24 protein-coding genes and 2 pseudogenes are annotated in these 23,786 nt (G+C 63.9%); 20 read left to right on the top strand and 6 right to left on the bottom strand.

Annotated elements, in window-relative coordinates:
* The first annotated feature begins 66 nt into the window (after nt 1–66).
* From EHH60_RS29895 to EHH60_RS29835, 13 genes are all read left to right on the top strand, one after another.
* Nucleotides 67–1,299, top strand: a complete 1,233-nt coding sequence (locus tag EHH60_RS29895) for a flagellar hook protein FlgE (protein WP_124162950.1) — start codon at nt 67–69, stop codon at nt 1,297–1,299.
* A 34-nt stretch (nt 1,300–1,333) separates the two neighbouring features.
* Nucleotides 1,334–2,809 (top strand): flagellar hook-associated protein FlgK, encoded by a 1,476-nt coding sequence (gene flgK / locus EHH60_RS29890; protein ID WP_124162949.1) that lies wholly within the window; start codon nt 1,334–1,336, stop codon nt 2,807–2,809.
* Between the two features lie 3 nt (nt 2,810–2,812).
* On the top strand, nt 2,813–3,859 hold the full coding sequence (locus EHH60_RS29885) for a flagellar hook-associated family protein (protein ID WP_124162948.1): 1,047 nt from the start codon (nt 2,813–2,815) through the stop codon (nt 3,857–3,859).
* Nucleotides 3,860–3,914: 55 nt separating this feature from the next.
* Nucleotides 3,915–4,259, top strand: a complete 345-nt coding sequence (gene flaF, locus EHH60_RS29880; protein WP_199752193.1) for a flagellar biosynthesis regulator FlaF — start codon at nt 3,915–3,917, stop codon at nt 4,257–4,259.
* Nucleotides 4,259–4,669, top strand: a complete 411-nt coding sequence (gene flbT / locus EHH60_RS29875) for a flagellar biosynthesis repressor FlbT (RefSeq protein ID WP_124162946.1) — start codon at nt 4,259–4,261, stop codon at nt 4,667–4,669. Before flaF ends, flbT begins: the two co-directional genes overlap by 1 nt.
* 14 nt (nt 4,670–4,683) lie before the next feature.
* On the top strand, nt 4,684–5,103 hold the full coding sequence (gene flgD / locus EHH60_RS29870; RefSeq protein ID WP_124162945.1) for a flagellar hook assembly protein FlgD: 420 nt from the start codon (nt 4,684–4,686) through the stop codon (nt 5,101–5,103).
* On the top strand, nt 5,100–5,366 hold the full coding sequence (gene fliQ / locus EHH60_RS29865) for a flagellar biosynthesis protein FliQ (RefSeq protein ID WP_027572776.1): 267 nt from the start codon (nt 5,100–5,102) through the stop codon (nt 5,364–5,366). The genes flgD and fliQ overlap by 4 nt, the downstream gene beginning before the upstream one ends.
* Before the next feature lie 75 nt (nt 5,367–5,441).
* Nucleotides 5,442–7,523, top strand: coding sequence for a flagellar biosynthesis protein FlhA (gene flhA / locus EHH60_RS29860; RefSeq protein WP_124162944.1), 2,082 nt, complete (start codon nt 5,442–5,444; stop codon nt 7,521–7,523).
* Nucleotides 7,520–8,272 carry a flagellar biosynthesis protein FliR gene (fliR, locus tag EHH60_RS29855; protein WP_124162943.1) on the top strand — a complete coding sequence of 251 codons (753 nt, stop codon included), beginning with the start codon at nt 7,520–7,522 and terminating at the stop codon, nt 8,270–8,272. Before flhA ends, fliR begins: the two co-directional genes overlap by 4 nt.
* 7 nt (nt 8,273–8,279) lie before the next feature.
* Nucleotides 8,280–8,699: a hypothetical protein gene (locus tag EHH60_RS29850; protein ID WP_124162942.1), complete on the top strand. Its 420-nt coding sequence runs from the start codon at nt 8,280–8,282 to the stop codon at nt 8,697–8,699.
* On the top strand, nt 8,696–9,169 hold the full coding sequence (locus EHH60_RS29845; protein WP_199752191.1) for a rod-binding protein: 474 nt from the start codon (nt 8,696–8,698) through the stop codon (nt 9,167–9,169). Before EHH60_RS29850 ends, EHH60_RS29845 begins: the two co-directional genes overlap by 4 nt.
* A 39-nt stretch (nt 9,170–9,208) precedes the next feature.
* A complete protein-coding gene (locus tag EHH60_RS29840) occupies nt 9,209–9,721 on the top strand; it encodes a flagellar biosynthesis protein FlgN (RefSeq protein ID WP_124162940.1) in 513 nt (170 codons plus the stop codon).
* Entirely contained in the window at nt 9,718–10,176 is a 459-nt protein-coding gene (locus tag EHH60_RS29835) for a hypothetical protein (RefSeq protein WP_124162939.1), read from the top strand. Before EHH60_RS29840 ends, EHH60_RS29835 begins: the two co-directional genes overlap by 4 nt.
* A gap of 256 nt (nt 10,177–10,432) precedes the next feature.
* Here EHH60_RS29835 and EHH60_RS29830 read toward each other — a convergent pair whose 3' ends face one another.
* Nucleotides 10,433–11,203: a winged helix-turn-helix transcriptional regulator gene (locus EHH60_RS29830; RefSeq protein WP_199752189.1), complete on the bottom strand. Its 771-nt coding sequence runs from the start codon at nt 11,201–11,203 to the stop codon at nt 10,433–10,435.
* 819 nt (nt 11,204–12,022) lie between these two features.
* On the opposite strand from EHH60_RS29830, the gene EHH60_RS29820 reads away from it, so the two are divergent.
* Nucleotides 12,023–13,003 (top strand): hypothetical protein, encoded by a 981-nt coding sequence (locus tag EHH60_RS29820; protein WP_124163016.1) that lies wholly within the window; start codon nt 12,023–12,025, stop codon nt 13,001–13,003.
* A gap of 12 nt (nt 13,004–13,015) precedes the next feature.
* Here EHH60_RS29820 and EHH60_RS29815 read toward each other — a convergent pair whose 3' ends face one another.
* Complete coding sequence (locus EHH60_RS29815) at nt 13,016–13,594, bottom strand: MarR family winged helix-turn-helix transcriptional regulator (protein ID WP_124162937.1); 579 nt, start codon at nt 13,592–13,594, stop codon at nt 13,016–13,018.
* 679 nt (nt 13,595–14,273) lie between these two features.
* Here EHH60_RS29815 and EHH60_RS29810 point away from each other — a divergent pair.
* Nucleotides 14,274–14,777 (top strand): annotated as a pseudogene (locus EHH60_RS29810) (dienelactone hydrolase family protein).
* Nucleotides 14,778–14,834: 57 nt separating this feature from the next.
* On the opposite strand, the pseudogene EHH60_RS29805 reads toward EHH60_RS29810, so the two are convergent.
* Nucleotides 14,835–15,588: pseudogene (locus EHH60_RS29805) on the bottom strand (serine hydrolase domain-containing protein); the annotation flags it as partial.
* A gap of 78 nt (nt 15,589–15,666) precedes the next feature.
* Nucleotides 15,667–16,515: an SDR family oxidoreductase gene (locus EHH60_RS29800; protein ID WP_124162936.1), complete on the bottom strand. Its 849-nt coding sequence runs from the start codon at nt 16,513–16,515 to the stop codon at nt 15,667–15,669.
* 170 nt (nt 16,516–16,685) lie between these two features.
* Here EHH60_RS29800 and EHH60_RS29795 point away from each other — a divergent pair, with 170 nt between their 5' ends.
* Complete coding sequence (locus tag EHH60_RS29795) at nt 16,686–17,441, top strand: HAD family hydrolase (protein WP_124163015.1); 756 nt, start codon at nt 16,686–16,688, stop codon at nt 17,439–17,441.
* 24 nt (nt 17,442–17,465) lie between these two features.
* Here the strand turns inward: EHH60_RS29795 and EHH60_RS29790 are convergent, their stop codons facing one another.
* Together EHH60_RS29790 and EHH60_RS29785 are read right to left on the bottom strand one after the other, a co-directional pair.
* Nucleotides 17,466–17,873, bottom strand: a complete 408-nt coding sequence (locus tag EHH60_RS29790; protein ID WP_124162935.1) for a nuclear transport factor 2 family protein — start codon at nt 17,871–17,873, stop codon at nt 17,466–17,468.
* A gap of 206 nt (nt 17,874–18,079) precedes the next feature.
* The gene (locus EHH60_RS29785; protein WP_124162934.1) at nt 18,080–19,018 is read right to left on the bottom strand and encodes a LysR family transcriptional regulator; all 939 of its coding nucleotides are present in this window, start codon (nt 19,016–19,018) and stop codon (nt 18,080–18,082) included.
* Nucleotides 19,019–19,229: 211 nt separating this feature from the next.
* Between EHH60_RS29785 and EHH60_RS29780 the strand changes: the two genes are divergently transcribed.
* From EHH60_RS29780 to EHH60_RS29765, 4 genes are read left to right on the top strand one after another with little or no spacing between them, the layout of a single operon-like run.
* Nucleotides 19,230–20,309, top strand: a complete 1,080-nt coding sequence (locus EHH60_RS29780) for an ABC transporter ATP-binding protein (RefSeq protein ID WP_199752187.1) — start codon at nt 19,230–19,232, stop codon at nt 20,307–20,309.
* Between the two features lie 35 nt (nt 20,310–20,344).
* Entirely contained in the window at nt 20,345–21,061 is a 717-nt protein-coding gene (locus EHH60_RS29775) for an HAD family hydrolase (RefSeq protein ID WP_124162932.1), read from the top strand.
* 16 nt (nt 21,062–21,077) lie between these two features.
* On the top strand, nt 21,078–22,385 hold the full coding sequence (locus EHH60_RS29770) for an NAD(P)/FAD-dependent oxidoreductase (protein ID WP_199752185.1): 1,308 nt from the start codon (nt 21,078–21,080) through the stop codon (nt 22,383–22,385).
* Nucleotides 22,386–22,413: 28 nt separating this feature from the next.
* Nucleotides 22,414–23,472 carry an ABC transporter substrate-binding protein gene (locus tag EHH60_RS29765; RefSeq protein WP_199752183.1) on the top strand — a complete coding sequence of 353 codons (1,059 nt, stop codon included), beginning with the start codon at nt 22,414–22,416 and terminating at the stop codon, nt 23,470–23,472.
* Nucleotides 23,473–23,786: the final 314 nt, after the last annotated feature.

The following is a 23,786-nucleotide window of genomic DNA, read 5'->3' as shown; positions in this document are numbered from 1 at the left end:
CAATCGTCAGCCCCGCGCAAGCAAGACCCCCCATTGTAGCTGCAACCTACCAAAGGAGCCCAATTCATGAGCCTGTATGGTGTTATGCGCACCGGCGTTTCCGGCATGTCTGCGCAGTCCAACAAGCTGTCGACGGTCTCGGACAACATCGCCAACGTCAACACGACCGGCTACAAGCGGGCTTCCACGGAGTTCTCCTCGCTGATCCTGAAGAGCGGCTCCGGCAACTACGATTCCGGTGCCGTCGAGACCACGGTCCGCTACGCCATCACCGATCCCGGGCATACGCAGTTCACCACGTCGAGCACGGACCTCGCCGTTAAGGGCAATGGCTTCTTCGTGGTGTCGAACGCAAACAATACGCAGCAGTATCTGACGCGCGCCGGCTCCTTCGTGCCGGACAGTCAGGGCAATCTGGTCAACGCGGCCGGCTTCTATCTTCTAGGGCAGCCCGGTCTCGTGACCAACTTCTCGCAAAATAGTCTGGCCGGAATGCAGATCGTGAACGTCGCCCAGGTCTCACAGGTGCCGGTGCCGTCGACCGCGGGAACGCTGACGGCCGGCAATCTGGATCCGAAGGCGGCTGTTATTGCGGGTCCGCCCGGCCCCGCGTCATATTCCTCGAAGAGCTCGATCGTGGCCTACAACAATATCGGCCAGCCCGTCACGCTCGACGTCTACATGTCTCACACCGCGACGGCGGCCGGCTCGGACACCTGGCAGATCCAGGTGTACGATTCCGCGACCGGTACCTCGCTCGCCCCCGCCACCACCTTCACCTTCGACACCACGGCGGCCGGCAAGGGCGCTCTGGCTGCTGCAAGCCCGACCGGTCTCACCGTGACTGTGCCGGGCGGCGCGGCGCTGACCATGGACCTGTCGAACATGACGCAGGCCGGCACCGACTTCAGCTTCAAGGCGACCGTCAACGGCAGTGCTCCCTCGGCCATCGACAAGGTCGACGTCGACGAGGCGGGCCACGTGACGGCAATCCTCAAGAATGGCCAGCAACGGACGCTCTACACCATCATGCTCGCCGACGTCGCGAGCCCCGACAATCTGACACCGGAGCCGGGCAACGTTTATTCGACCAACATGAATTCCGGCAACGCGCAGGCCGGAAACGCCGGCACCGGCGGGCTCGGCACGATCCAGTCCGGCGCCCTGGAAGCCTCTAACGTCGACCTCGCGGACGAACTCACCGGGATGATCGAGGCCCAACGCGGCTTCACCGCGAACTCGAAATCGTTCCAGACCGGTGCAGACCTGCTCGACGTCGTCGTCAACTTGAAGCGCTGAATTCTTCAGCGCCCATTCCGGGCAAGAGCAAGCCATGTCCCTTACCTCCGCTCTCGACTCCGCTCGCGCTTCGCTCATGGCGTCGGGCATTCAGTCCTCGACGATCTCGCGCAACATCGCCGGCGCCAGCGCTGCCGGCTATTCGCGCAAGATCGCCGTTCTGGACAATCTGCCAGGTGCCGGCGTCTATGTCGCGGCGATCCAGCGCGCCGCGAGCGGCGGCCTGTTCACCAACGTCCTGACCACGACCTCGGCATCCGCCAAGCAAAGCGTGATCTACGACGGTCTCCAGAAGATCGCGGCGTCGACCGTGGATGATCCCGAACTCGAGCAGTCGCCGACGGCGCAGCTCAATGCGCTGAAGCAGGCGCTGCAGAAATACGCCAATGCCCCGGACAACACCACGTTGGCGCAGGCGGCGGTCGCGTCCGCCAAGGATATGGCCACCGCGCTGAACCAGGCGACCCGGACCGTGCAGTCGGTCCGCGAGGGCGCCGACGCCGACATGAACACGTCGGTTCAGAACATCAACCAGTTGCTCTCCCAGTTCGCGACCGTGAATACCGCGATCGTGAAGGGCACGATCTCCGGCGACGACATCACCGATTACCTCGACCAGCGTGACAACATCGTCTCGAAGCTGTCGCAGGAGGTCGGCGTCTCGATGTCGATCCGTACCAACGGCGACGCGGCGCTCTACACCGACAGTGGCGTCGTGCTGTTCGACAAGACGGCGCGGACGGTGAGCTTTGCGCCGACGAATGTCTACACCGCCGGCACCACGGGTAATGCCGTCTACATCGACGGCGTCCCCGTGACCGGGGCCAATTCGGTGATGCCGCTGAAATCGGGCAAGCTCGCAGGGCTGGCCCAGCTGCGTGACCGGGACACCGTCACCTATCAGAGCCAGCTCGACGAAATCGCGCGCGGTCTGATCAATACGTTCAGGGAAAGCGATCAGACCGCCGCGGCGCTGCCCGACGTTCCCGGCCTCTTCACCTATCCCGGCGCACCGGCGATGCCGGCGAGCGCAACCGTCTCGGTGGGCCTCGCCGGCACGATCTCGGTCGCTGCATCGGTCGATCCGACCTTGGGCGGCAACCCGAGTCTGCTGCGCGACGGCGCGATCAGCGGCAACCCCGCCTACCAATACAACACCGCCGGCAACGGAGGCTACTCGACCCGGCTGCAGCAGCTCATCGGCGGCATGGATGCGTCGCAGCCGTTCGATCCAACAACGCAAGGCAAGCCGAGCGGCAACCTGATCGACTTCGCGTCGTCCTCGACGAGCTGGATCGAGAACCAGCGCAAGACTGCCAACGACAACTCCGAGTACCAGGCCACGCTGCTCAACCGCAGCATCACGGCGTTGTCGAACGTCAACGGCGTCAACATGGACGACGAGATGGCGTTGATGCTCCAGGTCGAGCGCACCTATTCGGCTTCGTCAAAGATCATCTCGACCGTCGATGAAATGCTGCAGAGCCTGCTGGCTGCCGTGGGGAACTAAGCCATGATGAGCGCGAACTACGTCTCGACCTTGATGCTGTCCTCGTCCTTGAGGTTCTCGATCACGAACAACCAGGCGGCGTTGAGCAGGGCAACGACGGAGGCGACCACCGGACGCTTCTACGATGTCGGCCTCGAACTCGGCGCCACGACGGGAAGCGATCTCACGCTGCGGGCGGACTGGAGCTTCGCCGACCAGCTCGTCGACACCAACGGTCTCGTCGCGGGACGCCTGGACGTGACGCAGAACCGGATCACGCAGCTCAACAAGACCGCGACCGACTTCCTCAAGGATCTGATCGCGGCCCGCAGCACCGATGGCGGCGGGCGGGTCATCCTGCCGCCTGCAGCCTCCAATCTCCAGGACCTCATCGGCGCGTTGAATGTCTCCTATAACGGCTCGTCGCTGTTCTCGGGCATCAACACGCAGAACGCGCCCATCACGCCGTACGCCGCGGGCTCGGCCAGCAAGAACCGGGTCGATGCCGATTTTCTCGCGACCTTCGGCTTCCCGCAATCCTCGCCCGCCGTGGCCACCATCACTCCGGCCCAGATGCAGACCTTCCTGGACACCACCTTCGATGCCGAGTTCGCGAGCCCGGCCTGGAACACCAACTGGTCCTCGGCGACGGACCAGATCATGCAAAGCCGCATCTCCACCACCGAGATCGCGGAAACGTCGGTGAGCGCCAACGAGATCGGCTTCCGCAGGCTCGCCGAGGCCTACACCATGATGGCCGATCTCGGGAATGTGAGCCTGAGCCAGGAGACGTTCCAGGTCGTCGTGGACAAGGCCATCGGCCTCGTCGGCAACGCCATCAACGACCTCGCCGCGCTCGGCGGCAGTGTCGGCACGGTCCAGCAGCGGGTCACCACCGCAACCGCCAAGCTCAAGACGCAGCAGGACATTCTGAACAATCAGATCGTCGGTATGGAGAAGGTCGACCCGACCGAAGCCTCGGTCCGGGTCAACACCCTGCAGACCCAGATCCAGACGGCGCTGGCGCTCACCTCGCAGCTCCAGAAGATCAGCCTCATCAACTACCTCTGAGGCGGAGCTCGTAACCTTTGTCTAGTTGTTCGGTCTCCTGCGCAGAGTGACGCTGATGACGTTTGAAGCCTATGAAGCGGTCGTTGACGAAAGTGGCTATGAGGCGCGAAGCCGCGAGCGGCAGGCGCTCACTCTCGGAATCGACCGGCTCGAGCGGATCCAGAAGGGCCGCTTCAGCGCCGAGGATCTGGTCGAGAGCCTGCTCTATGTGCGGCGGCTATGGACGATCTTCATCGAAGATCTCGCGCATCCGGAGAATGGTCTGCCGGACAAGCTGCGCGCCGACATCATCTCGATCGGACTGTGGGTCGTCAAGGAAGCCGACCGCCTTCGCGAGCAGAGGTCGAACGACGTGGTGCAGCTCATCGAAATCAACCGCCTGATCCGAGACGCGCTTTAATGAAGATCTCCTTGCGGGCGGGCGAACGGATCTACATCAACGGCGCGGTGCTTCGCGTGGACCGCAAGGTCTCCGTCGAGCTCGTCAACGACGTGATGTTCCTGCTCGAGGGGCAGGTCATGCAGGCTTCCGACGCCACCACGGCGCTGCGGCAGCTCTATTTCATCGTCCAGCTCATGCTGATGAATCCGACCGACGTTCGCGACGCTGCGGCGCTCTACGCGCAACATCATGCGGCCCTGCGTGCCGTGTGCGAGAGCCGCGAGATGCTGGACGGACTTGGTGTCGTCGACGAGCTGGTAAGCGCGACCCGCTACTTCGAGGCGCTCAAGCGGATTCGAGCCCTGTTCCCGGTAGAGCAGGCCATCCTGGCCGGCGCCGCCACCATTCCTCCAGTCGAGGCTGCCTGACAACGGAGAGACACATGAACGTCACCAGCGCGACCGATAGCACCAGCAGGTCCAGTTCGACCGACTCCAGCTCGGCGACGTCGAGCAACACCGTGGACTACAATACGTTTCTTCAGCTCCTCATCGCCGAGATGAAGAATCAGGATCCTACCAATCCGATGGATACTTCGCAATATATGAGTCAGTTCGCCCAGCTCTCGACGGTCGAGCAGGCGATGCAGACGAATTCGAAGCTGGATGCGCTGCTGTCCTCGCAGTCCTTGTCGCAGGCCAACGGGCTGATCGGGAAGACAGTCAGCTTCACCGACTCGACCGGTGCCAGTTTCAGCGGCAAGGTCGTTTCGGTCTCCATTAACAGCGACGGCTCCATCGCGACCCTCGCGGACGGCACCAAGGTCGCCGTCGGGCCCGGGCTCACGATCAGCCAGTCATGAACGAGCGGGACGCCCTCGATATCGTCCAGGCCGCGATCTGGACCATCATCGTCGCCTCCGGGCCCGCGGTCGGCGCCGCGATGCTGGTCGGCACCGTCATCGCGTTGATCCAGGCCCTGACCCAGATCCAGGAGGTGACGCTGACCTTCGTTCCAAAGATCATCGTCATTCTCCTGGTCGTTGCCGTCTCGGGCTCTTTCATCGGCGCGCATCTCTCGACCTTCACCGAAATGGTCTATTCGCGGATCGAGCACGGCTTCTGATCCGGACAACCCCGGCACCACCCTCGCGTAAGCTTTGCACGGCAGATTGCGGGCGGACCCTTCTGCCGGTGACCCATGGCCGATACGTCAGCTGCCAGCCTGCCCAGCCCGCGCCGCCTCGGAGCGGACGCCTTCTTCGCGGCCGGCATCGTGACCATGCTCACGATCCTGTTCCTGCCCATTCCGCCGATCCTGATCGATCTCGGCCTTGCGTTCTCTATCGCACTGTCGGCGCTGATTCTGATGGTCGCGCTATGGATTCAGCGGCCGCTCGACTTCTCGGCCTTCCCGACCGTGCTGCTGATCGCGACGATCCTCCGCCTAGCGCTGAACATCGCGACGACGCGCCTGATCCTGTCGCGGGGCGGGGAGGGCGAACAGGCCGCGGGCCATGTCGTTGCCGGCTTCTCGAAGTTCGTCATGGGCGGCGACTTCGTCATCGGCCTGATCATCTTCGCGATCCTTGTCACGGTGAATTTCGTCGTGATCACCAAGGGTGCGACGCGTATCGCCGAGGTGGGCGCCCGTTTCACCCTGGACGCCATTCCCGGCAAGCAGATGGCAATCGACGCGGACCTGTCCGCCGGCCTGATCGACGACAAGGAAGCCCAGCGTCGACGGCGCGAGCTCGAAGAGGAGAGCGCGTTCTTCGGCGCCATGGACGGCGCCTCGAAGTTCGTCCGCGGCGACGCCATCGCCGGCCTCATCATTACTGCAATCAACATCTTCGGCGGCATCGTCATCGGCGTCACCCATCACGGATTGACTCTTTCCCGCGCCGCTGACGTTTACACCAAGCTCTCCGTCGGCGACGGTCTGGTGTCGCAGATGCCGGCGTTGATCGTGTCGCTGTCGGCGGGCCTCCTGGTCTCCAAGGGCGGGACCAGGGGCTCGGCGGAGCAGGCGGTGCTGCGGCAGCTCGGCGGCTATCCGCGCGCGGTGTCGGCTGCCGCGCTGATGATGTTCGTGCTCGCCCTGATGCCGGGGCTCCCGATGGCGCCGTTCGTGCTGCTTGGGGGTGTCATGGCCTTCGTCGGCTATTCGCTGCCGAGGCGGCAGGCGGCGCGGGATCGCAAGGAAGCCGCATCCAAGGCCGACGAGCGCGCCCAGGCCGAGGCCAAGGAATCGGTGAAGGAGCAGCTCAAGACCGCCGAGATCGAGCTGGCGCTCGGCGGCCACCTTTCTGTCCATCTCCTGGGCTCGCGCACCGAGCTCGCCCACCGCGTTGCCAAGATCCGCAAGAAGTTTGCCAAGCAGTACGGCTTCGTCATTCCCGAGATCAAGCTCACCGACAATCTGTCGATCGATCCCAAGAGCTACCAGATCCGGATCCACGACACGCGCGTTGCCCATGGCGAGCTCAGGCTCGGCGAGGTGCTGGTTCTGGTCGACAAGGACGGCAAGCCCGACGTGCCGGGCGACGAGGTGATCGAGCCTGCCTTCGGCGTGAAGGCGCTGTGGGTGACGGAGGCCTTCACCGACGAAGTCAAGCGGCAGGGCTGCAAGCCGGTCGACAATCTGTCGGTTCTGCTCACGCATTTGAGTGAAGTGATCAGGGCGAATCTAGCCCAGCTCCTATCCTATAAGGACATGCGCGCGCTGCTCGAGCGGCTCGATCCCGAATACAAGCGCCTTGTCGAGGATCTCTGCCCCTCGCAGATCTCCTATTCGGGCCTGCTGACCATCCTCAAGATCCTGCTGGCCGAGCGAGTCTCCATTCGCAATCTTCACCTGATCCTCGAGGCGATCGCCGAGATCGCGCCCCATCTGCGGCGCTCCGAGCAGGTCGCAGAGCACGTGCGGACGCGGCTTGCCCAGCAGATCTGCGGCGACCTTTCCGACAATGGCGTGCTCAACGTTGTCCGTCTCGGCAACCGTTGGGACCTGGCGTTCCACCAGAGCCTGAAGCGCGATGCCAAGGGCGACGTCGTCGAGTTCGACGCCGACCCGCGCCTGATCGAGCAGTTCGCGACCGAAGCCAGCGCCGCGATCCGCAAATTCACTGAGAACGGCACCAGCGTGGTGCTGGCGGTGACCCCCGAGGCACGTCCGTATGTCCGGATGATCCTGGAGCGGGTGTTCCCGACCCTGCCGATCCTGTCGCATGTCGAAGTCGCGCGCAGCATCGAGATCAGGGCGCTCGGAGCCGTATCGTGATCAGCGGCCTCGCGGACAGCGTATTGGTGACGTTCATCGTGTTCTGCCGCATCGGCGCCTGCCTCATGCTGGTGCCGGGCTATTCCAGCGTCAACGTTCCGCCCCAGGTGCGCTTGTTCGTCGCGTTGGTCACGACGTTTGCGCTGACGCCGATCCTGATCGCGGTCCTGAAGCCGCTCACGGACAATGCGGCACCGCTGACGCTGGCGCTCCTGATCTGCTCGGAGCTCGTGGTCGGCAGCGTCATCGGGCTCGGCGGACGGGTGTTCTTTCTCGCGCTCCAGACCATGGCGACCATGATGGCCAGTGCGATCGGGCTGAGCAATATCCCGGGGACGCCGGTCGGCGACACCGATCCGGCGCCGGCCCTGGTGCCCCTGATCATGGCGGCCGTCACCACGCTGTTCTTCATGACCGACCAGCATTGGCAGGTGCTGCGCGGGCTGATGAACTCCTACGACGTCTGGCAGCCCGGCAGCAAGCTTGGTGGCAGCGTGGCGCTCGACCTGCTCGTCGGCCGCCTCTCGGAAGCCTTCGTCCTGACGCTGCGGATCACCAGTCCCTTCATCGTCTATTCGGTGATCGTCAACCTGGCGGTCGGCCTGATCAACAAGCTGACGCCGGCGATCCCGGTCTATTTCATCTCCGTGCCCTTCGTACTGTTCGGCGGCTTCCTGCTGCTCTACCTCACCAGCGACGAACTGCTGACGCAATTCATGCTCGGCGTCTCGTCGTGGCTGGCGGAGTGACCCGATCATGACGTCGCGCTCGGACAAGCTCGGCCGGATGGTTTCGCTGGTGAAGCTCCAGCTTCGGCTGTCCGAATGGCAGCTCGCGCAACTGCGGCAGCAGGAGCGCAGCCTGCAGGACGAGCAGGAATGGCTGGTCGGAGCCCTGAACGATGGCAGGCCGCCCGCGGGCTCGTCGAGTGAATCGATCGCGCGGCGCTTGAACAGGACGAGCGCCGGCGCACGCGCAGTACAGGTGCAGGCCGCGCAGCAGCTCGGCCAGGTTCGCGCGGAAAGCCGCCGCGTGAAGCAGCTCGAGGAAGTCGCGAAGGCGGCGCTCGCAGACAAGCTGCGTGACGCGGAGAAGCGCTCGCTCGAGGAGATGACGGGAATAAGCCCTGCCGTGCACGCCTGGATGCCACGGCCAGCCAACCGGGACAAGATATGATCGTGACCGCGACACCCGACCTCGTTCTCGATGTCCTCGAAGCCGCCGATCCCGTGACCCAGCGCGCGGCAACCGCGAAGCTCGACGCGTTGAAATCCGCCGATGCCGACTTCGCCGCGGCGATGGACGCGGAGATCGGCAAGGCTGCTGCCGATCAATCCGCGACGAGGGGCTCGGAATTGCAGCCGGGCGCAGCGAACAGTCCGCCAGTGCAGATGATCAAGGCGCCGGCATCCGGCGAGGTTTACCGCAAGTTCGAAGCTTTCATCCTCCAGACCTTCGTCGAGACGATGTTGCCGAAGGAGTCGGAGGAGGTGTTTGGCAAGGGCACGGCTGGCGGCGTCTGGAAGTCGATGCTTGCAGAGCAGCTTGGCAACCAGTTGGCAAAGGGCAAGGGCATTGGCATCGCCAAGCAGCTCGCCGCCGCACATCCGGCGGGGCCGGACGCTGCGGCGAAGGCCGGATCATGATCCGCGAACGAGTGACAGAAGTTGAGGGGTGAATTTCCGATGCAGGTACAAGAAGGCGCGGCGGTCATGGCAATGGACCAGACGGTCGCGGACACCGAGGTGACGACGACGGAAGCAGCAGCAAGCCATGCTCTGCTGCCCGTGCTGCTGCCGATCGCGGGTGACGAAGCGATGGTCGACGCCGCGGATGCGGCGAGATTGGACGAGGTGCGCGGCCTGCTGGCCGCAATCCGCAGGCTCGCGAATATCGTCGAGGAGGAGACGGCCGCGCTCGCGACGGGCCGGAAGATCGATTTCGACGACTTCAGCGCGCGGAAGAGCCGGAGCATGCTCGAGTTCGTCCGCCTGATGCGGGCACGGATGCATCTCGGCGGCGAAGTCGATATCACCGAGGAGATTCAGCGGCTGCGCGAGAAGCTCGAGCGGAATCGTTCCATTCTGGAAATGCACTACGACGCGGTGCGTGAGGTCGCGAGCATCATCGTCACGGCGATCAAGGAAGCCGAATCGGACGGCACTTATACCGGTCGCGCAGCGCAGGACGGAAAATGATCAGGCTGGTGCTGGGCGGACTGTGGGTATGCATCCTCACCGCGGGCACGAGCTATGCCGTCGCCTATTGGAAGGAGAACGGCAGCCTGTTGCCGGCGAAGGACGAATATCTCGACGGGCTGCAATATCAGAAGACGAGGGCACTGAGCGTGCCCATGGTCGAGAACGGCAATGTGCAGGGCTACATCGTCGCGCGCTTCGTCTACACCGTCGAGGGGCGGACCATGCGCCAGCTGAACGTTCCTCCAGAACCGTTCGTCGTCGACGAGGCCTTTCGCAGGATCTATGCCGACGAGCGCCTCGATTTCAGGAAGCTCGCCCGTTACGACCTCTCCATCCTGACGACGGCCATCAAGCAGCGTGTCAACGAACGGATGCAGACTGAAATCGTCCAGGACGTCCTGATCGAGGACTTCAACTACGTGTCCAGGGAAGAATTTCAGCAGAAGCCGTAGCTCTTTTCTGCGGCCATCCTTCGAGACGCCGCTTCGCGGCTCCTTAGGATGAGGAGGCGCGTCAGCGCCGTCTCGAAGGACGAGGTGTGCGCTCAGCTCGCCGCAATGCGATCCCCAGCCCTGATGCAGGAGGCAAACGCACCTCCATGGTGGCTCGGGCAGGGCTCATCCCAGGCCGCTGCCGCTGAAAGTACAACGGCCTCTGCAAAGGTGTTCGCAGAGGCCGTTGCCGGTTTCGTGGCAGTGTCTTGCCGTCTCAGTTTCCGGCCGGATAGGCCGCCGGGGCGGCATGCACCCTGTTCAGGAGGATGCCGACCTCGTCGAGCTCCTGCGCCGGTTCGTCGAGGGACTCGCCGGCCGGGATGTTGAGGCGGTATCCGACGTAACGTCGGGCCACGATCGCGTCGAAGCCGAGGCGGTCGCGGAGCTTCTTGCGCAGCTTGCTCACGTGACTCTCGATCACGCTCTCGTCGAAGGTGGACTCGAAGATGCCGTAGACCGCGTTGAAGATCTGCGTCTTGGTGATCCACTTGCCGTGGTTGGCGACCATATATTCGAGAATGCGCAGTTCGCGGCGGGGCAGGGTGAGGGCGTGCCCCGCGATCTCAGGGTCGCGGCCGTTGAAGAAGACCTGGATCCTGCTCTCGCAGGGCCTCGGCAGCTCGCCTACCCGGCGTCGCGCGATGGCAGCCGTTCTGGCGAGGATCTCGCGCAGGTGAACCGGCACGTGCACGACGTCGTCGACGCCCGATTCGAACAGCTCCAGCGTGTTCTTGAGCATCTTCTGGCCGCTCACGGCGATGATGGGCGCCGAGGAACGCTTGCGCATCGCCCGTGGCAGCCTTCCGCGTGCATCGCAATCCCCGAGGAGAAAGGCGTCCACCGCTGCCAGATCCGATTCACTTGCGGATTGCAGCCAGTCCCAGAATTCTCCGGAGGAGAAGCCGATCGACGACACACCTTCGCGAACGAGCCCTCCGACGTAGCTGTTCGCGACGCTCTCGCGATCATCAACGATAATATACATCAGTCTTTCGCCCCTGTTTCGCACTTGTTGCGGCCGGCTGGTTGTTGTGATGCTCCGGCTCGGCAACGATGCTGTTTGACGACATTCCTTCCCGCGAACCGTTGTTATGGTTTCGATATTCGCGGGCAGCCCTACGCATTCAGTGCCTGCGTCCCGCAGGCCTGCTACATCAACTCGATACTGAACGCTTACTGGGTGAGGTCCGGCGGGTGCCTTGCGGATCACCTCGCGGAGCGGATTGAGAAAACGACCTAGAACAGTTGCGCCAAGTTGCTCATCGCGTCCGAACACTGCTGAACTATGTCGATCTCCTCGCCAACTGGCGAGAATCACTTGAGTAGGACCGTAACAATTGCCGATTTCCGATCAAGCGTGCGCAACAAAGCGGTTGCTACACGTGCTTTATGTTGTTGATACGTTTCTGGTTGTTTCTTGATGTACTCAATCGCATCAGTTGATTTGGAATCTAAACTAGTTTCGCGGCGCGGCGGTTGTAATGTTGCGCAACCCCGTACAATTACAGCTATTTTTAGCAGTGTGCAGGTCGGGCAAATCGAGGGCTCTTCAACCCGGGATTGACTCCCGGGCTCGCCTTTCCAGATGCGACAACTCGACTCACTCTTCGCGAGACGACGCCAGCCCGCTGAAATCTTGGCGAGTGTGTGTCTTTCGAGTCGCACTATCGCCACGTGTATGGCGCGATTGACTCATGCGGAGTCGCACCATGCGCTAGTGGCAAGTTTTCGATGCGCACGTTTCAGGCAAGCTTCGGCAAATAATGTCACCGTTCGACAAGATCGAACGAACGGAGCATTTCACATGTTGTCCGACGGACAAGCTCGTCCCAACGCGACCGCGGATGCTTCCGCGGCGGCGAAGCCGACTCCGGAGGCGCGCGATGCAAAGGACAGTGCGACGCCGGCGGCCAAAGCTGGTGCCGGCGCAAAGCGTGTATCGGCTGCGGCGAGCGACGAAGCTCTCGCGAAGGAAGCTCTCGAGGGGCTGAAGCGCATTCGTGCCAAAGCGCGCCTCGACAAGATGGCGATCCCGAAACCTGCGCCGGCCGTGATCAAGCCGGCCGTGATCGTGGCGAAACCGCCGCCACCCCGTCCGACCTGGGTCGCACCGCTCGCGACTCTGGCGGTCGCTGCCATGTTGGTGGTCTGCGCCTGCACCGGCGTGATTGCCTATCTCACCACGCAGCCCGCTCAGAGCAACGTTGCGGCCAGTGCCGAGATCAGAAATCTGCGGGAGACCGTCGCGCAACTGCGCAGGCAGGTATCGGGCGTGTCCGAAAATCTCGATGGCTTGCGGACTGCGGTCGATCAATCGAGCAAGGTGACGAATGATCGCTTCGGCAGATTTGCCGAGAACCTGGACCGGATCGAACGGGTGAGCTCGTCCTCGACGGCGAAACTTGACAAGCTCGCCCAAGCCCAAGCCCAAGCCCAAGCCCAAGCCCAAGCCCAGGTTCAGGCTCCGGCGCCGGCAATGGTCCAATCGCAGCCGGCGTCACAGCAAGGGCCGATGATGCCTTCGGTCGCAGCGCCCGAATTCACCGGCTCGGTGCCTGCGGCCGAGCGTGCGTCGGTGCCGCGCAAGACGATCAAGGGCTGGTCGGTCCGCCAGGCCTATGAAGGGATTGCGATCCTGCAAGGCCCGAACGGGGTCATCGAGGCCGTGCTGGGACAACAGGTGCCCGGCCTCGGTCGCATCGAAGAGATCAGGAACGAGAACGGGCGCCTGGTGGTGGAATCCAGCGGCGGCGTCATCTATTCGTCACGTAAGGCAACGCCTTGATCGCGCCGTCGTCTATTGACGGTGATGCTCGAAGCTGGTGCATAGCAGATCGACCTCCGTCTCCGCGATCGGTGCGCGAAAGAGGCGGCAGCTGAACTCGACCGTCGTCTTGCTGTCCGTGGTGGTGCGATCTTCCCGCAGGAAGATGCATCGCTTGCAAACGTCGGTGTGATGCCGCTGCTCGGCTGCGTCGGACTGATCCAGCACGTGCCGGAACGTGTCGCGGAAGCGGATCTTGACGTCGTCGTCGAGAACGGCAATCGCTTCGACGAGAACGTTGACGGGGTCGCGCACGAGGAACTTCTTGCCCTGCTGGGTCACGCTCAACATCACCGACCGCTTGTCCGTGGCCGAGCGCTTTCGTTCGAGGTAGCCGAGCCGCTCGAGCTCGCCGATGATGAACGAGGCGGTGCCCCGTGTGGTGCCGACGTAGCTCGCCAGCGCCGAGGGCGTTCGGGAAAAGCGGTTGGCCCGGGAGAGAAAGCGCAGCGCCATCCATTCGCGGTCGCGCAAGCCGTGCTTGGTGCCTTCGAACCACAGGATTCGCGCGGCCTGCTCCAACAGTTCAATCGATTCGCGAGCCAAATTCATTTCAGTTCCAGGTCGTATAAGCGTTCATTCAATTGAGCTTTCGGTAGCGCAATCTGAGTGGACGAGAATGAAGCCCGCGAGCGCTCCTTCGTCCGTTGGCGGGCGGCGGATGGCTGGGGAAGAAGCCTTTCCGTTTCGGAGCGGAGATGGAACTTCCGACCGTGGAACTAGTGCGTCGCAAAGAAAGTTCGAGTAAATCGCGCAGCTCGGATCCTCGGAAAATTTCAATCAAATGACGACGGTTCGCCCGAGATTGGCGATGTTGTTCGTTGCGCGAGCAACATGATTTGTCGTTGCCGCCACGCCAGTGGCCATTTGTTGCGGCTGAGCATGTCTAGTGTGCGAACAGGGGCATTTTTCGCAATCTCTAGCGGCGTGGCCGGCCGGGAGAGAACCGACTTTTTCGGTTAATGGATGTTGCGACGCAATGCAGCTAGACGGTTAAGCCCGGCACACGCGCGATCCAGGGAATGTCAGGGTGTCGTTGGGCATTGGACAAGCCGCGCGGTTCAACGACAAAGCGTGCCGCCTTCATAGCTATGACCGGCAATATCCTGGAATTCGACGACTCGTGCGCGCAGGATGGTGATTTGCGTTTCGTCGGCAACTATTGGCGAATGCTTCCCCCCTGAGCGTAGCAGGCGGCAGGAAGGGATGGACCAATGAACTCGAAACTGTCATGACGTCCGACGTCGTCGGGCTGACCAAAAGTGCTCCGGTCTCACGTCGCGGATTCATGAGTGCCACCGCGGCCGTGTGGCGGCGGGCTACACGCTTGCGGCCGGGCCGGTGCGCGCCGAGGTGGTCACGACCGACACCAATGGTCTCGAAGCCGGCGATGCCAAGATCAAGGTCGGCTCCGAGGAGATGCCCGCCTATTTCGCCCGTCCGGCCAGCAATACCAGGGCGCCGGTGGCCGAAGAGCCCAATGCAGCTCGCGCCAGAGATGAAGGCGCCGGTGCTCGGCCTCTACGGCGGCGCCGATACCGGCATTCCCGTCGCACAGGTCGAGCAGATGAAGGCAGCGCTCGAGCAGAACAAGAAGACGGCCGAGGTCAAGATCTATCCCGATGCGTCGCACGGTTTCCATGCCGACTATCGCGGCAGCTACGGCAAGGACGCCGCGGAAGATGCCTGGAAGCAGGCGCAGGCCTGGTTCAAGAAATACGGCGTGTTGAGCTGACGCACGGTTTCAATGGGCGGCCGGATCGGCCGTCCTTTTGATTTCGGCGCAGCGATCTCACTTCGTCATCGCGCCATAGACGATGTCCTGAACCTGCTCGCGGTAGTATTTCCTGAGCTCGCCGGGCGCGGCCGTCCCCACCACAACGGCGAGACGACGCTCCTTGGGATCGCAGAAGAACTGCGTTCCGTAGGCGCCGTTCCAGGTGAACTCGCCGGGATTGCCGGGGACCGACGACAATGCTTCGCTGGTCCGGACCGCAACCGAAAGGCCGAAGCCGAAGCCGCCGCGATGCGGCTCGACATTGGCCACCTTGATCTCGGGGCCGAGGTGATTTGACATCATGTGATGCACGGTCTTCGGACCGAGGACGCGCTGGCCGTCCAGCTCGCCGCCGTTGAGCAGCATCTGTCCGAAGCGGATGTAGTCGCCGACCGTCGCGAACGAGCAGGCGCCGCCACAATCGAACTTGGTCGGGGTGTCCAGGAGCCTGATGGCCTGCGGCTTGCCGGTGAGCGGATCGTTCGTGAACGGGCGGGCAAGGCGAGGGCGCTGCGCGTCGGTCGGGTGGAAGGTCGCATCCTTCATGCCGAGCGGCTGCCAGACATTGGCGGCGAGATAGTCGCCGAGCTTCTGCTCACTCACCTTCTCGACAACCGCGCCGAGCACGTCGATCGAGAAACCATATTCGAACTCGGTCGAGGGCTGATGCGCCAGCGGCAGCTAGGTGATGCGATCGATGAAGGCCTGGGTGTCGCCTTCGATCGCCAGCGCGATATTGCCGCGCCACCGGGCTCGACGAGTCCGCTCGATGCCTAGATCACGACCGCGCTGGGATGAAGTCAAGCGCGGGCGGGGCATGTCTGGGAAGCGCGGGAGTGCAGGAACGCTATCGTCCTTCGCCTGCCCGCCACAGCGCCTCGAGGCCCTGCCGATAGGTGGGGTAGGCCAGCGTGACGCCGAGCTCGCGCTTCAATTTCGCGTTGGAGACACGGGCGCTGCTGGCATAGAAGCTGCGGGCCATTGCCGACATCTCGGCGGTCGCGAACGCCTCTTCGGGCGGCGGCGCCATGCCCATCAGCTTCGCCGCATGGGCGATCACGTCCTGCGGCGGCGCGGGCTCGTCGTCGCAGACGTTCCAGATGCCGCCGCTCGCGTGACGAATAGCGGCCATGATCGCGCTCGCGATGTCCTCGACATGGATGCGATTGAAGACCTGTCCCGGCTTGACGATGCGCCTCGCCGTTCCCGCGCGCAGCGTCACGAGCGCGTTGCGGGCGGGACCGTAGATGCCCGCGAGCCGCAGGATGGCCGCATCGCCGCGCGCCGCGTCCGTCCAGGCCTGCTCCGCAGCAACGCGCATGCGCGTGCGGTCGAGGACGGCCTGAGGCGGCGTGCTCTCGTCGACCCATGCAGCGCCGTGATCACCATACACGCCGATGGTCGAGAGATAGACGACCTTGCGGCGGTCCCCTTCGAGTACGTCGCCGAACGCCGCGATCGCGGGATCGCCGGCGCTGCCGGGTGGGATCGACACCAGGAGGACATCGGCGTCGCGAAGCCGTTGAATCGTCTCGCGCGATGGACGGCTGCCGGAAAACGGATGCGCCTCCATGCTGCCGAGGTCGGCTCGCTGCGCGGGATCGCGCACGGTGCCGGCGACATGCGAGAAGCTGGCGCCGTGTTGGCGGACGAAGTGCCGGGCACTGTAGCCGAGGCCAAGGATGAAGAGCCGCATGCGTCTCCCGTGCAGGTCGGAGTTCCCGTTCGCGCCGTGGCGCTTTTCGCTCATAAGAGATTTTTGGGTCCGGCAAAAGATATTGCGATTTGTCTCGCCCGCCACGGCGGGCAATGCTCGCACGTCACAGGCAGGTCGGGAGGGAAGCGTCGTTGGCGACCGGTTCGATCATGAAGGCTGAAGCGCCTGTGGCGACGCGATGTGAAGCCAGCGAGCTGATCCGGCGCGCGGCGGCGCTGGTCTTCGACGTCGACGGCACCCTGGCGGAGACCGAGGAACTGCATCGGCAAGCCTTCAACCACGCCTTCGTCCGCCACGGTCTCGACTGGCGGTGGGACCGTGCCGTCTACAAGGACCTGTTGCGCGTCACGGGCGGCAAGGAGCGCATGCGCGCCTACCACACGAGGCTGGGGGCCGCTCCGCCATTGTCGGACATGGAAATCGCAGAGCTGCATCGCATCAAGACCGTGCATTATGCCGAGCTGATCGAGACCGGCTGCTGCCCCTTGCGGCCCGGCGTGGTGGATCTGCTCAATGCGGCAAGGGCGCGCGGCCAGCGGCTTGCCATCGCGACCACCACCTCGCACGGCAACATCGATGCGCTGCTCTCGCAGGCTTTGGGAACGCGCTGGGCCGGGGATTTCGAGGCGATCGTCGCCGGCGATGATGTCAGGCGCAAGAAGCCTGCGCCGGACGTCTATATCGAGACCCTGGCGCGGCTGAAGCTGGGCGCGTCGGACTGCGTCGCGATCGAGGATTCCGCCAACGGCCTGGTCGCGGCCTCGCGTGCCGGCATCCCGGTTCTGATCACGCGCAGCATGTTTTTTGGAGACGATGACTTCACGGCGGCGCAGGTCGTGCTGGACGATCTGTCGGAACTCGGTGCCGCCAAACAAGAAACTGAAAAACAACCCCATGCACAGTAGATCACACTCGCGTGATCGCCGTGTTCAGTGAACGCGGTGACTCGTCCTATCGTCCTCAGCCTGTTCGACAATCTGCGCGATCGGGCTCGACTGATGGTGCACCAGGCGCCAGTCGTCGCCGACGCGGCGAAAATGATTGGCGGCCGCCAAAGCGGTGCCGTCGACGATCTCGATGCAGAGCACCCGCGCGCTGTCGCCGTCGACGATGGCCTGCGGCTCGGCGCAGACGATCTGCGGCCGCTCCGGGTTTTGCAGGATATCGCGCCAGCTTCCGATCACGGTGGCGCGCCCGATGATGGCCGGCCAGCCGGGATGGATGCAGGAGATGGCGTCGTCATCCGCCCACATCCGCTGCATTTCCTCGGAATCGCCGGCCGAAAAGGCGGCGTAAAAGGCCGCGTTGGCGGCGATGACCTTGCTGTCCTTTGCCATGCCTCCCGGGTGGGGCAAGGACAGGCAAAAATCAAGCGCGACTTCCGTCGATTTTGGCCGCAGTGCAGCATTCAAAATGCGATCAAGCTGAGACGTCGTCTCCACCGCCCGGCGCGCACCGCCAGCGTGATGTCGCGACAGGTCTCCAGCCGGTCGCGGAATTGCGGGATCGTCCCTCCCTGCAGGTGGGAAGAGGGAGAAGCACGTCAATAACACGCCGCCATCGCGCCGAGGTTCGGATAGAGACGGTCGATCGCGACGATCTCGCTCTTCATCTGCGCGATGATCCAGTCGCGGATCTGGGCGGCGATCGGACGCATTGGCCGGTTGCGCGGCGGCAGGAATTCGCAGATGCGGCGCGTGGTGGTGAGCGTGTCGGAGGCGGGTACCAGCGCGCCGGTCAGGAGCCAATGCGAAGCCACCGTCAGCCAGCCGAGCGCAATGCCCTGGCCGAGCAGCGCGGCCTGCACCACGACCGCATAGTCGGTGAAGCTCAGCGCTTTCGCCGCCCCGCGGCGTCCGGTGAGGAGTGATGCGTAATCCGCGGCCCAGTCTCCCGGCGTCTCTGCGAGGCGGATGATGGTGTTGCCTTCGGTGGGATCGCTCTCGCCGAGATAGCCGGGGCTGCACATCGGCAGCATGACTTCCTTCATCACCAGCGTGCCGCCGGAGGACGGCTCGTCGCGGTCGCGAAAGCGCATGCCCAGATCGACATTCTCCACCGGTCCGCGTAGTGCACCGGAGATGAGCTGGAAGCGCAGATCGACCTCGGGAAACTGCTTCTGCAGCTTGTCGATGCGCGGCATCAGCCAATGCGTGGTGAAGGCTGATGAGACCGATAGCGTCACTGTCTCGGTGCCCTTGCGGCGCCGCTCGATCTCGACGAGGCCGGTCTCGATGCTGCGAAAGCCTTCGAGCACGCGGCGATAGAGCAGCTCGCCTTCCTCTGTAAGTACCGCGCGTCCCGCTGTGCGGTCGAACAGGCGAACGCCGAGATGCTCCTCGAACTGACCGAGCATCCGGCTCACTGCCGGCTGCGTGACGTTCAGCTCTGCGGCAGCGGCTGTAAAACTGCCATTGCGCGCCGCTGCGTCGAAGACGAACAGGGCGTTACTGGAGGGCAGCATGCGGCGCAGCTCGGGCATAACGCCATGTTATGGGGCCCGTAATAATTTGGCAATTGCCGGGTTTTGCTAACTCTGTTGTCATTGCCATCAGAGCCTAAAGATAGCGGCTTGGAGCGAGGGATGAGTTGCAGCGCACGCTGCAACCGCGAGTGCTCCAAACCCCTGTCTATAAAGCAGGCTTATGGCGCGCAGTGAGGCACGCCGTTGCAGGGATGGGCGAGGTCGATCGTTGGACAAACGAGCGGAAAGTGTCGAGATCAGGTCCGCGAGCAAGGCGTATGGCGCCGTCCGCGCCCTCGACGACGTTTCCCTCAATGTCGGCGCCGGCGAGTTCGTCTCGCTGCTCGGTCCCTCCGGCTCGGGCAAGACCACTCTGCTCGGCATTCTCGGCGGCTTCATCCTGCCGTCGTCAGGCACGATCCTGTTCGGCGGCCGCGACGTCACCTACATGCCCCCGCACAAGCGCGACATCGGCGTGGTGTTCCAGAATTACGCGCTGTTCCCGCATATGAGCGTCGGCGAGAACGTCGCTTTTCCCTTGCGCGCCCGCCGTCTGCCGAAAGCAAGCTGGCCCGAGAATGTGCGCGCGGCCCTCGGCATGGTCGGGCTCGCCGGCTATGAGGAGCGCGGCATCGCCCAGCTCTCCGGCGGCCAGCGTCAGCGCGTGGCGCTGGCGCGCGCCATGATCTTCGAGCCGCGCCTGATCCTGATGGACGAGCCGCTCTCCGCGCTCGACAAGCAGTTGCGCGAATCCATGCAGATCGAGCTGCGCGCGCTGCACCGGCGCGTCGGCGCCACCATCATCTACGTCACCCATGACCAGCGCGAGGCGCTGACCATGAGCGACCGGGTCGCCGTGATGAAGGACGGCCGGCTGATCCAGATCGACGAACCCGAGCGCCTGCACGACCATCCGGCAGATTCCTTCGTCGCCAGCTTCATCGGGGAGGCGACGATGCTGCCCGTTCGCCGTGTCGATGCGGCCAGCGTCGCGCTCGGCAATGCGCTGCTGCGCAGCGCCCGTGCCATTCCCGATGGCCATGCCCTGATGCTCGCCGTGCACAGCGAAAAGCTCCTGATCGACGACGGCGCGCAGGATGCCGCCTGCAACCGGCTGACCGGCACGGTCACCGACATCGTCTACCAGGGCGAGAGCCTGCGCATCTTCCTGGCGCTCGCTGACGGCATCGCGCTCAGCCTGCGCCAGCCGAGCTACCACCAGGCCTACAGCCGCATTCCGCCGCTCGGCGGCAGCCTCACCGTCACCCTTCACCCCGAGGACACCATCGTCGTGCCCCGGGTGGACTGAAGCCAGCCTTGTTCAACCTGAGAGAAGAAACTGACATGTCGACCCAAGCCGCGTTCAGCAATTTCAAGGTTCTCACCTTCGACGTCGTCGGCACCTTGATCGATTTCGAGACCGGCGTCCTCGACGCGGTGCGCAAGATTTCCGGCAAGACGCCGGCCGAGCTCAGCGACGACCAGATTTTCGAGCCGTACAAGCGTGGCCGCGACAAGCACTATGGCCGCTCGAGCGAGGCGATGTTCCACGTCTATCGCCATCTCGCCAAAGAGCTCGGGCTGCCGGCTGACGATGCATCCTGCGATGTATTCCAGCTCTCGGTGCTGCGCTGGGGGCCGTTCGCGGATTCGGTCGAGGCGCTGAAGCGCCTGCGGACGAAATTCCGCCTGGTGGCGATGACCAATGCCGACCGCGTTGCGCTGTCCTGCTACGCGCACGCGCTCGGCGATCCCTTCGACGACACGGTGTGTGCCGACGACACCGGTGTCGCCAAGCCGAATCCGGAATTCTTCGCCTACAACAGGGGGCGCCAGTCCGCTTTCGGCTACAAGCAGTCCGACATTTTGCACGTCGCGCAGAGCCAGTATCACGACATCGGGATCGCGCGGAAGCTCGGCTACCAGGTGTGCTGGATCGAGCGCCGCCAGGGCATTGCAGGCTTCGGCGGCACGCCGGCAGTGGAGACGCTGACCAAGCCGGACTTTCATTACCCGACGTTGAAGGCGCTGGCGGACGCCGCCATCGGGCCCGCGGTCTAACGTTGTGAGCGCGAGCATGACACGGGACTGGAGCGCGCTGCCATCGGTCAACTCGCTGTGGGAAGCGACGGCCGAGCCAGCGCGCGCGTTTCCCGTGCTGTCGGGCGAGCAGCAGGCCGACGTGGTGATCATCGGGGCGGGCTATACGGGACTCTCCGCCGCGCACCACATTGCCAAAGACGGCCTGTCGCCGGTCGTGCTGGAGGCCAACCGCCCCGGCTGGGGCGCGAGCGGGCGCAATGGCGGCGTGATCACCGCAAAGTTTCGCCTCTCGTTCCGCGAGATCGACGCCGCACATGGCCGCGCCATGGCCAAGCGCATGTACGAGATCGCGCATGAATCGACCGACATGGTCGAGGAGCTGGTCTCGGAGTTCGGCATCACCAGTGCGAACCTCACGCGCACCGGCCAGGTCAAGGCGGCGCACAACGAGACGACGCTTAAGACCGCGATCGGCGAGGCCGATTGGATGACGCGCGAGATGGGGGCGGCCGAGGTCCGCATCCTCGACAAGCACGGTGTGCGGGACGAGACCGGCTCCGACATCTTTGTCGGCGGGGTGCTCAATCCCGGCTCGGGCGGCATCCATCCGTTGAATTATCTGCGTGGTCTGGCAAATGGCGTCGCGAGCCGCGGCGTCCCGATCTTCCAGGAATCACCCGTAGTGCGGCTGCGGAAGGAGAGCGGCGGTATCGTTGCCGAGACGCCGCAAGGTGTGGTGCGAGCCAAGCAGGCGATCATCGCCACCAACAGCTATTCCGATCTGACCGGTGCGACCGCGCACATGCAGCGCACGCTGATCCCGTTCCGCAGCGCCATGGTCGCGACCGGGCAGTTGCCGCGCAATCTCGCGGGCAAGCTGATGCCGACGGGGCGCACTTATACCGAGACCAAGCGCATGATGCGCTGGTTCCGCATGGTGGACAATCGGGTGATCTTTGGTGGTCGCGGCGCCTTCGGCAAGCAGGACTCGCAAGCCGCCTTCGACGCCCTGCGTAAGGCGATGGTCGGCATCTTCCCCGATCTCGCCGATATCCCGCTCGAATACAAATGGTCGGGACTCGTCGGCATGACGCTCGACTCGGTGCCGCATATCGGCCGGCTCGACGACCGCACGCTGGTCGCGATGGGCTACAACGGCGCCGGCGTCGCGATGTCGAGCCTGATGGGCCGCTATCTCGCCGCCTTCGTGCGCGGCGAGACCCCGGAGGTCGGCCTGCTCGATGTCAGGCGCATGAAGCCCATTCCGTTCTATCCGCTGCGCGAGCCCGCGGTCCGCATGGTCGCCGGCTGGTACCAGTTTCTCGATGCGATCGGTCAGTGAGATTTCTTTGGCGATGGAGGAGGCGAGGATGACGACGAAACGGAATTCCGGATTTGGTTACGCCTTGTTGGGTGCTTCGATCAGTGCAGTCGCGCTCGGTACTGCAGCCAACGCCGCCGAGCAGATCACCTTCGTCTCGCAAGGCGGCGCCTATCAGCAGGCGCAGACCGTGGCGATCCTCGATCCTTCCGCCAAGAAGCTCGGCATCACCATCAACCAGGATTCGATTCCGGACGCCTGGCCCGCGATCAAGACGCAGGTCGGCAGCGGCAAGCCAATCTGGGACGTCGTGGACACCCCGACCGGCTATTGCCTGCGGGGCGGCGAGCAGGGCCTGATCGAGAAGCTCGACTTCTCGAAGATTCCGAACGCCGCACCGATGCCGGAGGCGTATCGCAGCCCATATTCGGTGTCCTACGAATTCTATTCCAGCGTGCTCGCCTACAGCCAGAAGACGTTCCCAAAGGACGCGCCGAACAGCTGGGTCGATTTCTGGGACGTGAAGAAATTCCCCGGCCGCCGCGCGCTGCGCAATCACCCGATCGCAACCCTCGAAGCCGCGCTGATGGCCGACGGTGTCGCACCCGACAAGCTCTACCCACTGGACGTCGACCGCGCGTTCAAGAAGCTGGAGGAGATCAAGCCGCACATCACGGTGTGGTGGACCTCGGGTGCGCAGTCGGCACAGCTGCTCAATGACGGTGAGGTCGATATGGAGATGGCTTGGAACGGCCGCGTCAGCGCCGTCGCCAAGGAGGGCGCGAAGGTCTCCTTCACCTACAACCAGGGCATCCTGCAGAGCACCTCGCTCTGCATCCTCAAGGGCGCGCCGAATCTCGCTACGGCGGTCAAGTTCATCAACGAGGCGGTTGATCCCGTGCACCAGGCCAACCTGCCGCTCAACATCGACTACGGCCCGGGCAATCCCAAGGCGTTCGAGACGGGCGTGATCAAGCCCGAGCGCGCCGCGCAGCTGCCGAGCGAACCGGCGAACGCGGCCAAGCAGGCGTTGATGTCCTACGCCTGGTGGTCCTCGCCGGCGGGCGAAGCCGCCGAGAAGCGCTGGGCGTCGTTCATGCAGAAGTAGGCGAGTTCGTGATGCGCGCAGGTCGCGACAGAGCCGCCGCTGCGCTCCCTCCCCCGCCTGCGGGGGAGGGTTGGGAAGAGGGTGTCTCGACGACGAACACTCCACAAGAGGACGGAACCCTCACCCGGATCGCTTTCGCGATCCGACCTCTCCCGCAAGCGAGGGCTTTGCACAAAGGGGAATTTTGCGATTCTCTAGGATCTGTCGTTGGAGGCGGATTGGGATGGCATATCGACAGGTGGGACAACCGAGCTTCGCAGATGCGCTGGTGTCGCGGCGAGGCAAAGGTAGCGCTGTGCTGAGGCGGATTGGCG

The sequence above is a fragment of the Bradyrhizobium sp. RP6 genome, assembly GCF_003837805.1.
GTDB lineage: Bacteria > Pseudomonadota > Alphaproteobacteria > Rhizobiales > Xanthobacteraceae > Bradyrhizobium.
Note: the sequence above shows the minus strand (reverse complement) of the source record. Positions and strands in the feature narration are given on the sequence as shown.

What these genes read in the sequence shown, in the direction of transcription:
- fliQ (WP_027572776.1), top strand. Translation starts at nt 5,100, where the DNA reads ATGAACGAGCGGGACGCCCTCGATATCGTCCAGGCCGCGATCTGGACC.
- EHH60_RS29830 (WP_199752189.1), bottom strand. Translation starts at nt 11,203, where the DNA reads ATGTATATTATCGTTGATGATCGCGAGAGCGTCGCGAACAGCTACGTC.
- flaF (WP_199752193.1), top strand. Translation starts at nt 3,915, where the DNA reads ATGACGTTTGAAGCCTATGAAGCGGTCGTTGACGAAAGTGGCTATGAG.
- EHH60_RS29835 (WP_124162939.1), top strand. Translation starts at nt 9,718, where the DNA reads ATGATCAGGCTGGTGCTGGGCGGACTGTGGGTATGCATCCTCACCGCG.
- EHH60_RS29820 (WP_124163016.1), top strand. Translation starts at nt 12,023, where the DNA reads ATGTTGTCCGACGGACAAGCTCGTCCCAACGCGACCGCGGATGCTTCC.
- flhA (WP_124162944.1), top strand. Translation starts at nt 5,442, where the DNA reads ATGGCCGATACGTCAGCTGCCAGCCTGCCCAGCCCGCGCCGCCTCGGA.
- flgK (WP_124162949.1), top strand. Translation starts at nt 1,334, where the DNA reads ATGTCCCTTACCTCCGCTCTCGACTCCGCTCGCGCTTCGCTCATGGCG.
- EHH60_RS29785 (WP_124162934.1), bottom strand. Translation starts at nt 19,018, where the DNA reads ATGCCCGAGCTGCGCCGCATGCTGCCCTCCAGTAACGCCCTGTTCGTC.
- EHH60_RS29845 (WP_199752191.1), top strand. Translation starts at nt 8,696, where the DNA reads ATGATCGTGACCGCGACACCCGACCTCGTTCTCGATGTCCTCGAAGCC.
- EHH60_RS29850 (WP_124162942.1), top strand. Translation starts at nt 8,280, where the DNA reads ATGACGTCGCGCTCGGACAAGCTCGGCCGGATGGTTTCGCTGGTGAAG.
- EHH60_RS29840 (WP_124162940.1), top strand. Translation starts at nt 9,209, where the DNA reads ATGCAGGTACAAGAAGGCGCGGCGGTCATGGCAATGGACCAGACGGTC.
- flgD (WP_124162945.1), top strand. Translation starts at nt 4,684, where the DNA reads ATGAACGTCACCAGCGCGACCGATAGCACCAGCAGGTCCAGTTCGACC.
- EHH60_RS29770 (WP_199752185.1), top strand. Translation starts at nt 21,078, where the DNA reads ATGACACGGGACTGGAGCGCGCTGCCATCGGTCAACTCGCTGTGGGAA.
- EHH60_RS29795 (WP_124163015.1), top strand. Translation starts at nt 16,686, where the DNA reads ATGAAGGCTGAAGCGCCTGTGGCGACGCGATGTGAAGCCAGCGAGCTG.
- EHH60_RS29895 (WP_124162950.1), top strand. Translation starts at nt 67, where the DNA reads ATGAGCCTGTATGGTGTTATGCGCACCGGCGTTTCCGGCATGTCTGCG.
- EHH60_RS29885 (WP_124162948.1), top strand. Translation starts at nt 2,813, where the DNA reads ATGATGAGCGCGAACTACGTCTCGACCTTGATGCTGTCCTCGTCCTTG.
- EHH60_RS29775 (WP_124162932.1), top strand. Translation starts at nt 20,345, where the DNA reads ATGTCGACCCAAGCCGCGTTCAGCAATTTCAAGGTTCTCACCTTCGAC.
- EHH60_RS29815 (WP_124162937.1), bottom strand. Translation starts at nt 13,594, where the DNA reads ATGAATTTGGCTCGCGAATCGATTGAACTGTTGGAGCAGGCCGCGCGA.
- EHH60_RS29765 (WP_199752183.1), top strand. Translation starts at nt 22,414, where the DNA reads ATGACGACGAAACGGAATTCCGGATTTGGTTACGCCTTGTTGGGTGCT.
- EHH60_RS29790 (WP_124162935.1), bottom strand. Translation starts at nt 17,873, where the DNA reads ATGGCAAAGGACAGCAAGGTCATCGCCGCCAACGCGGCCTTTTACGCC.
- EHH60_RS29800 (WP_124162936.1), bottom strand. Translation starts at nt 16,515, where the DNA reads ATGCGGCTCTTCATCCTTGGCCTCGGCTACAGTGCCCGGCACTTCGTC.
- flbT (WP_124162946.1), top strand. Translation starts at nt 4,259, where the DNA reads ATGAAGATCTCCTTGCGGGCGGGCGAACGGATCTACATCAACGGCGCG.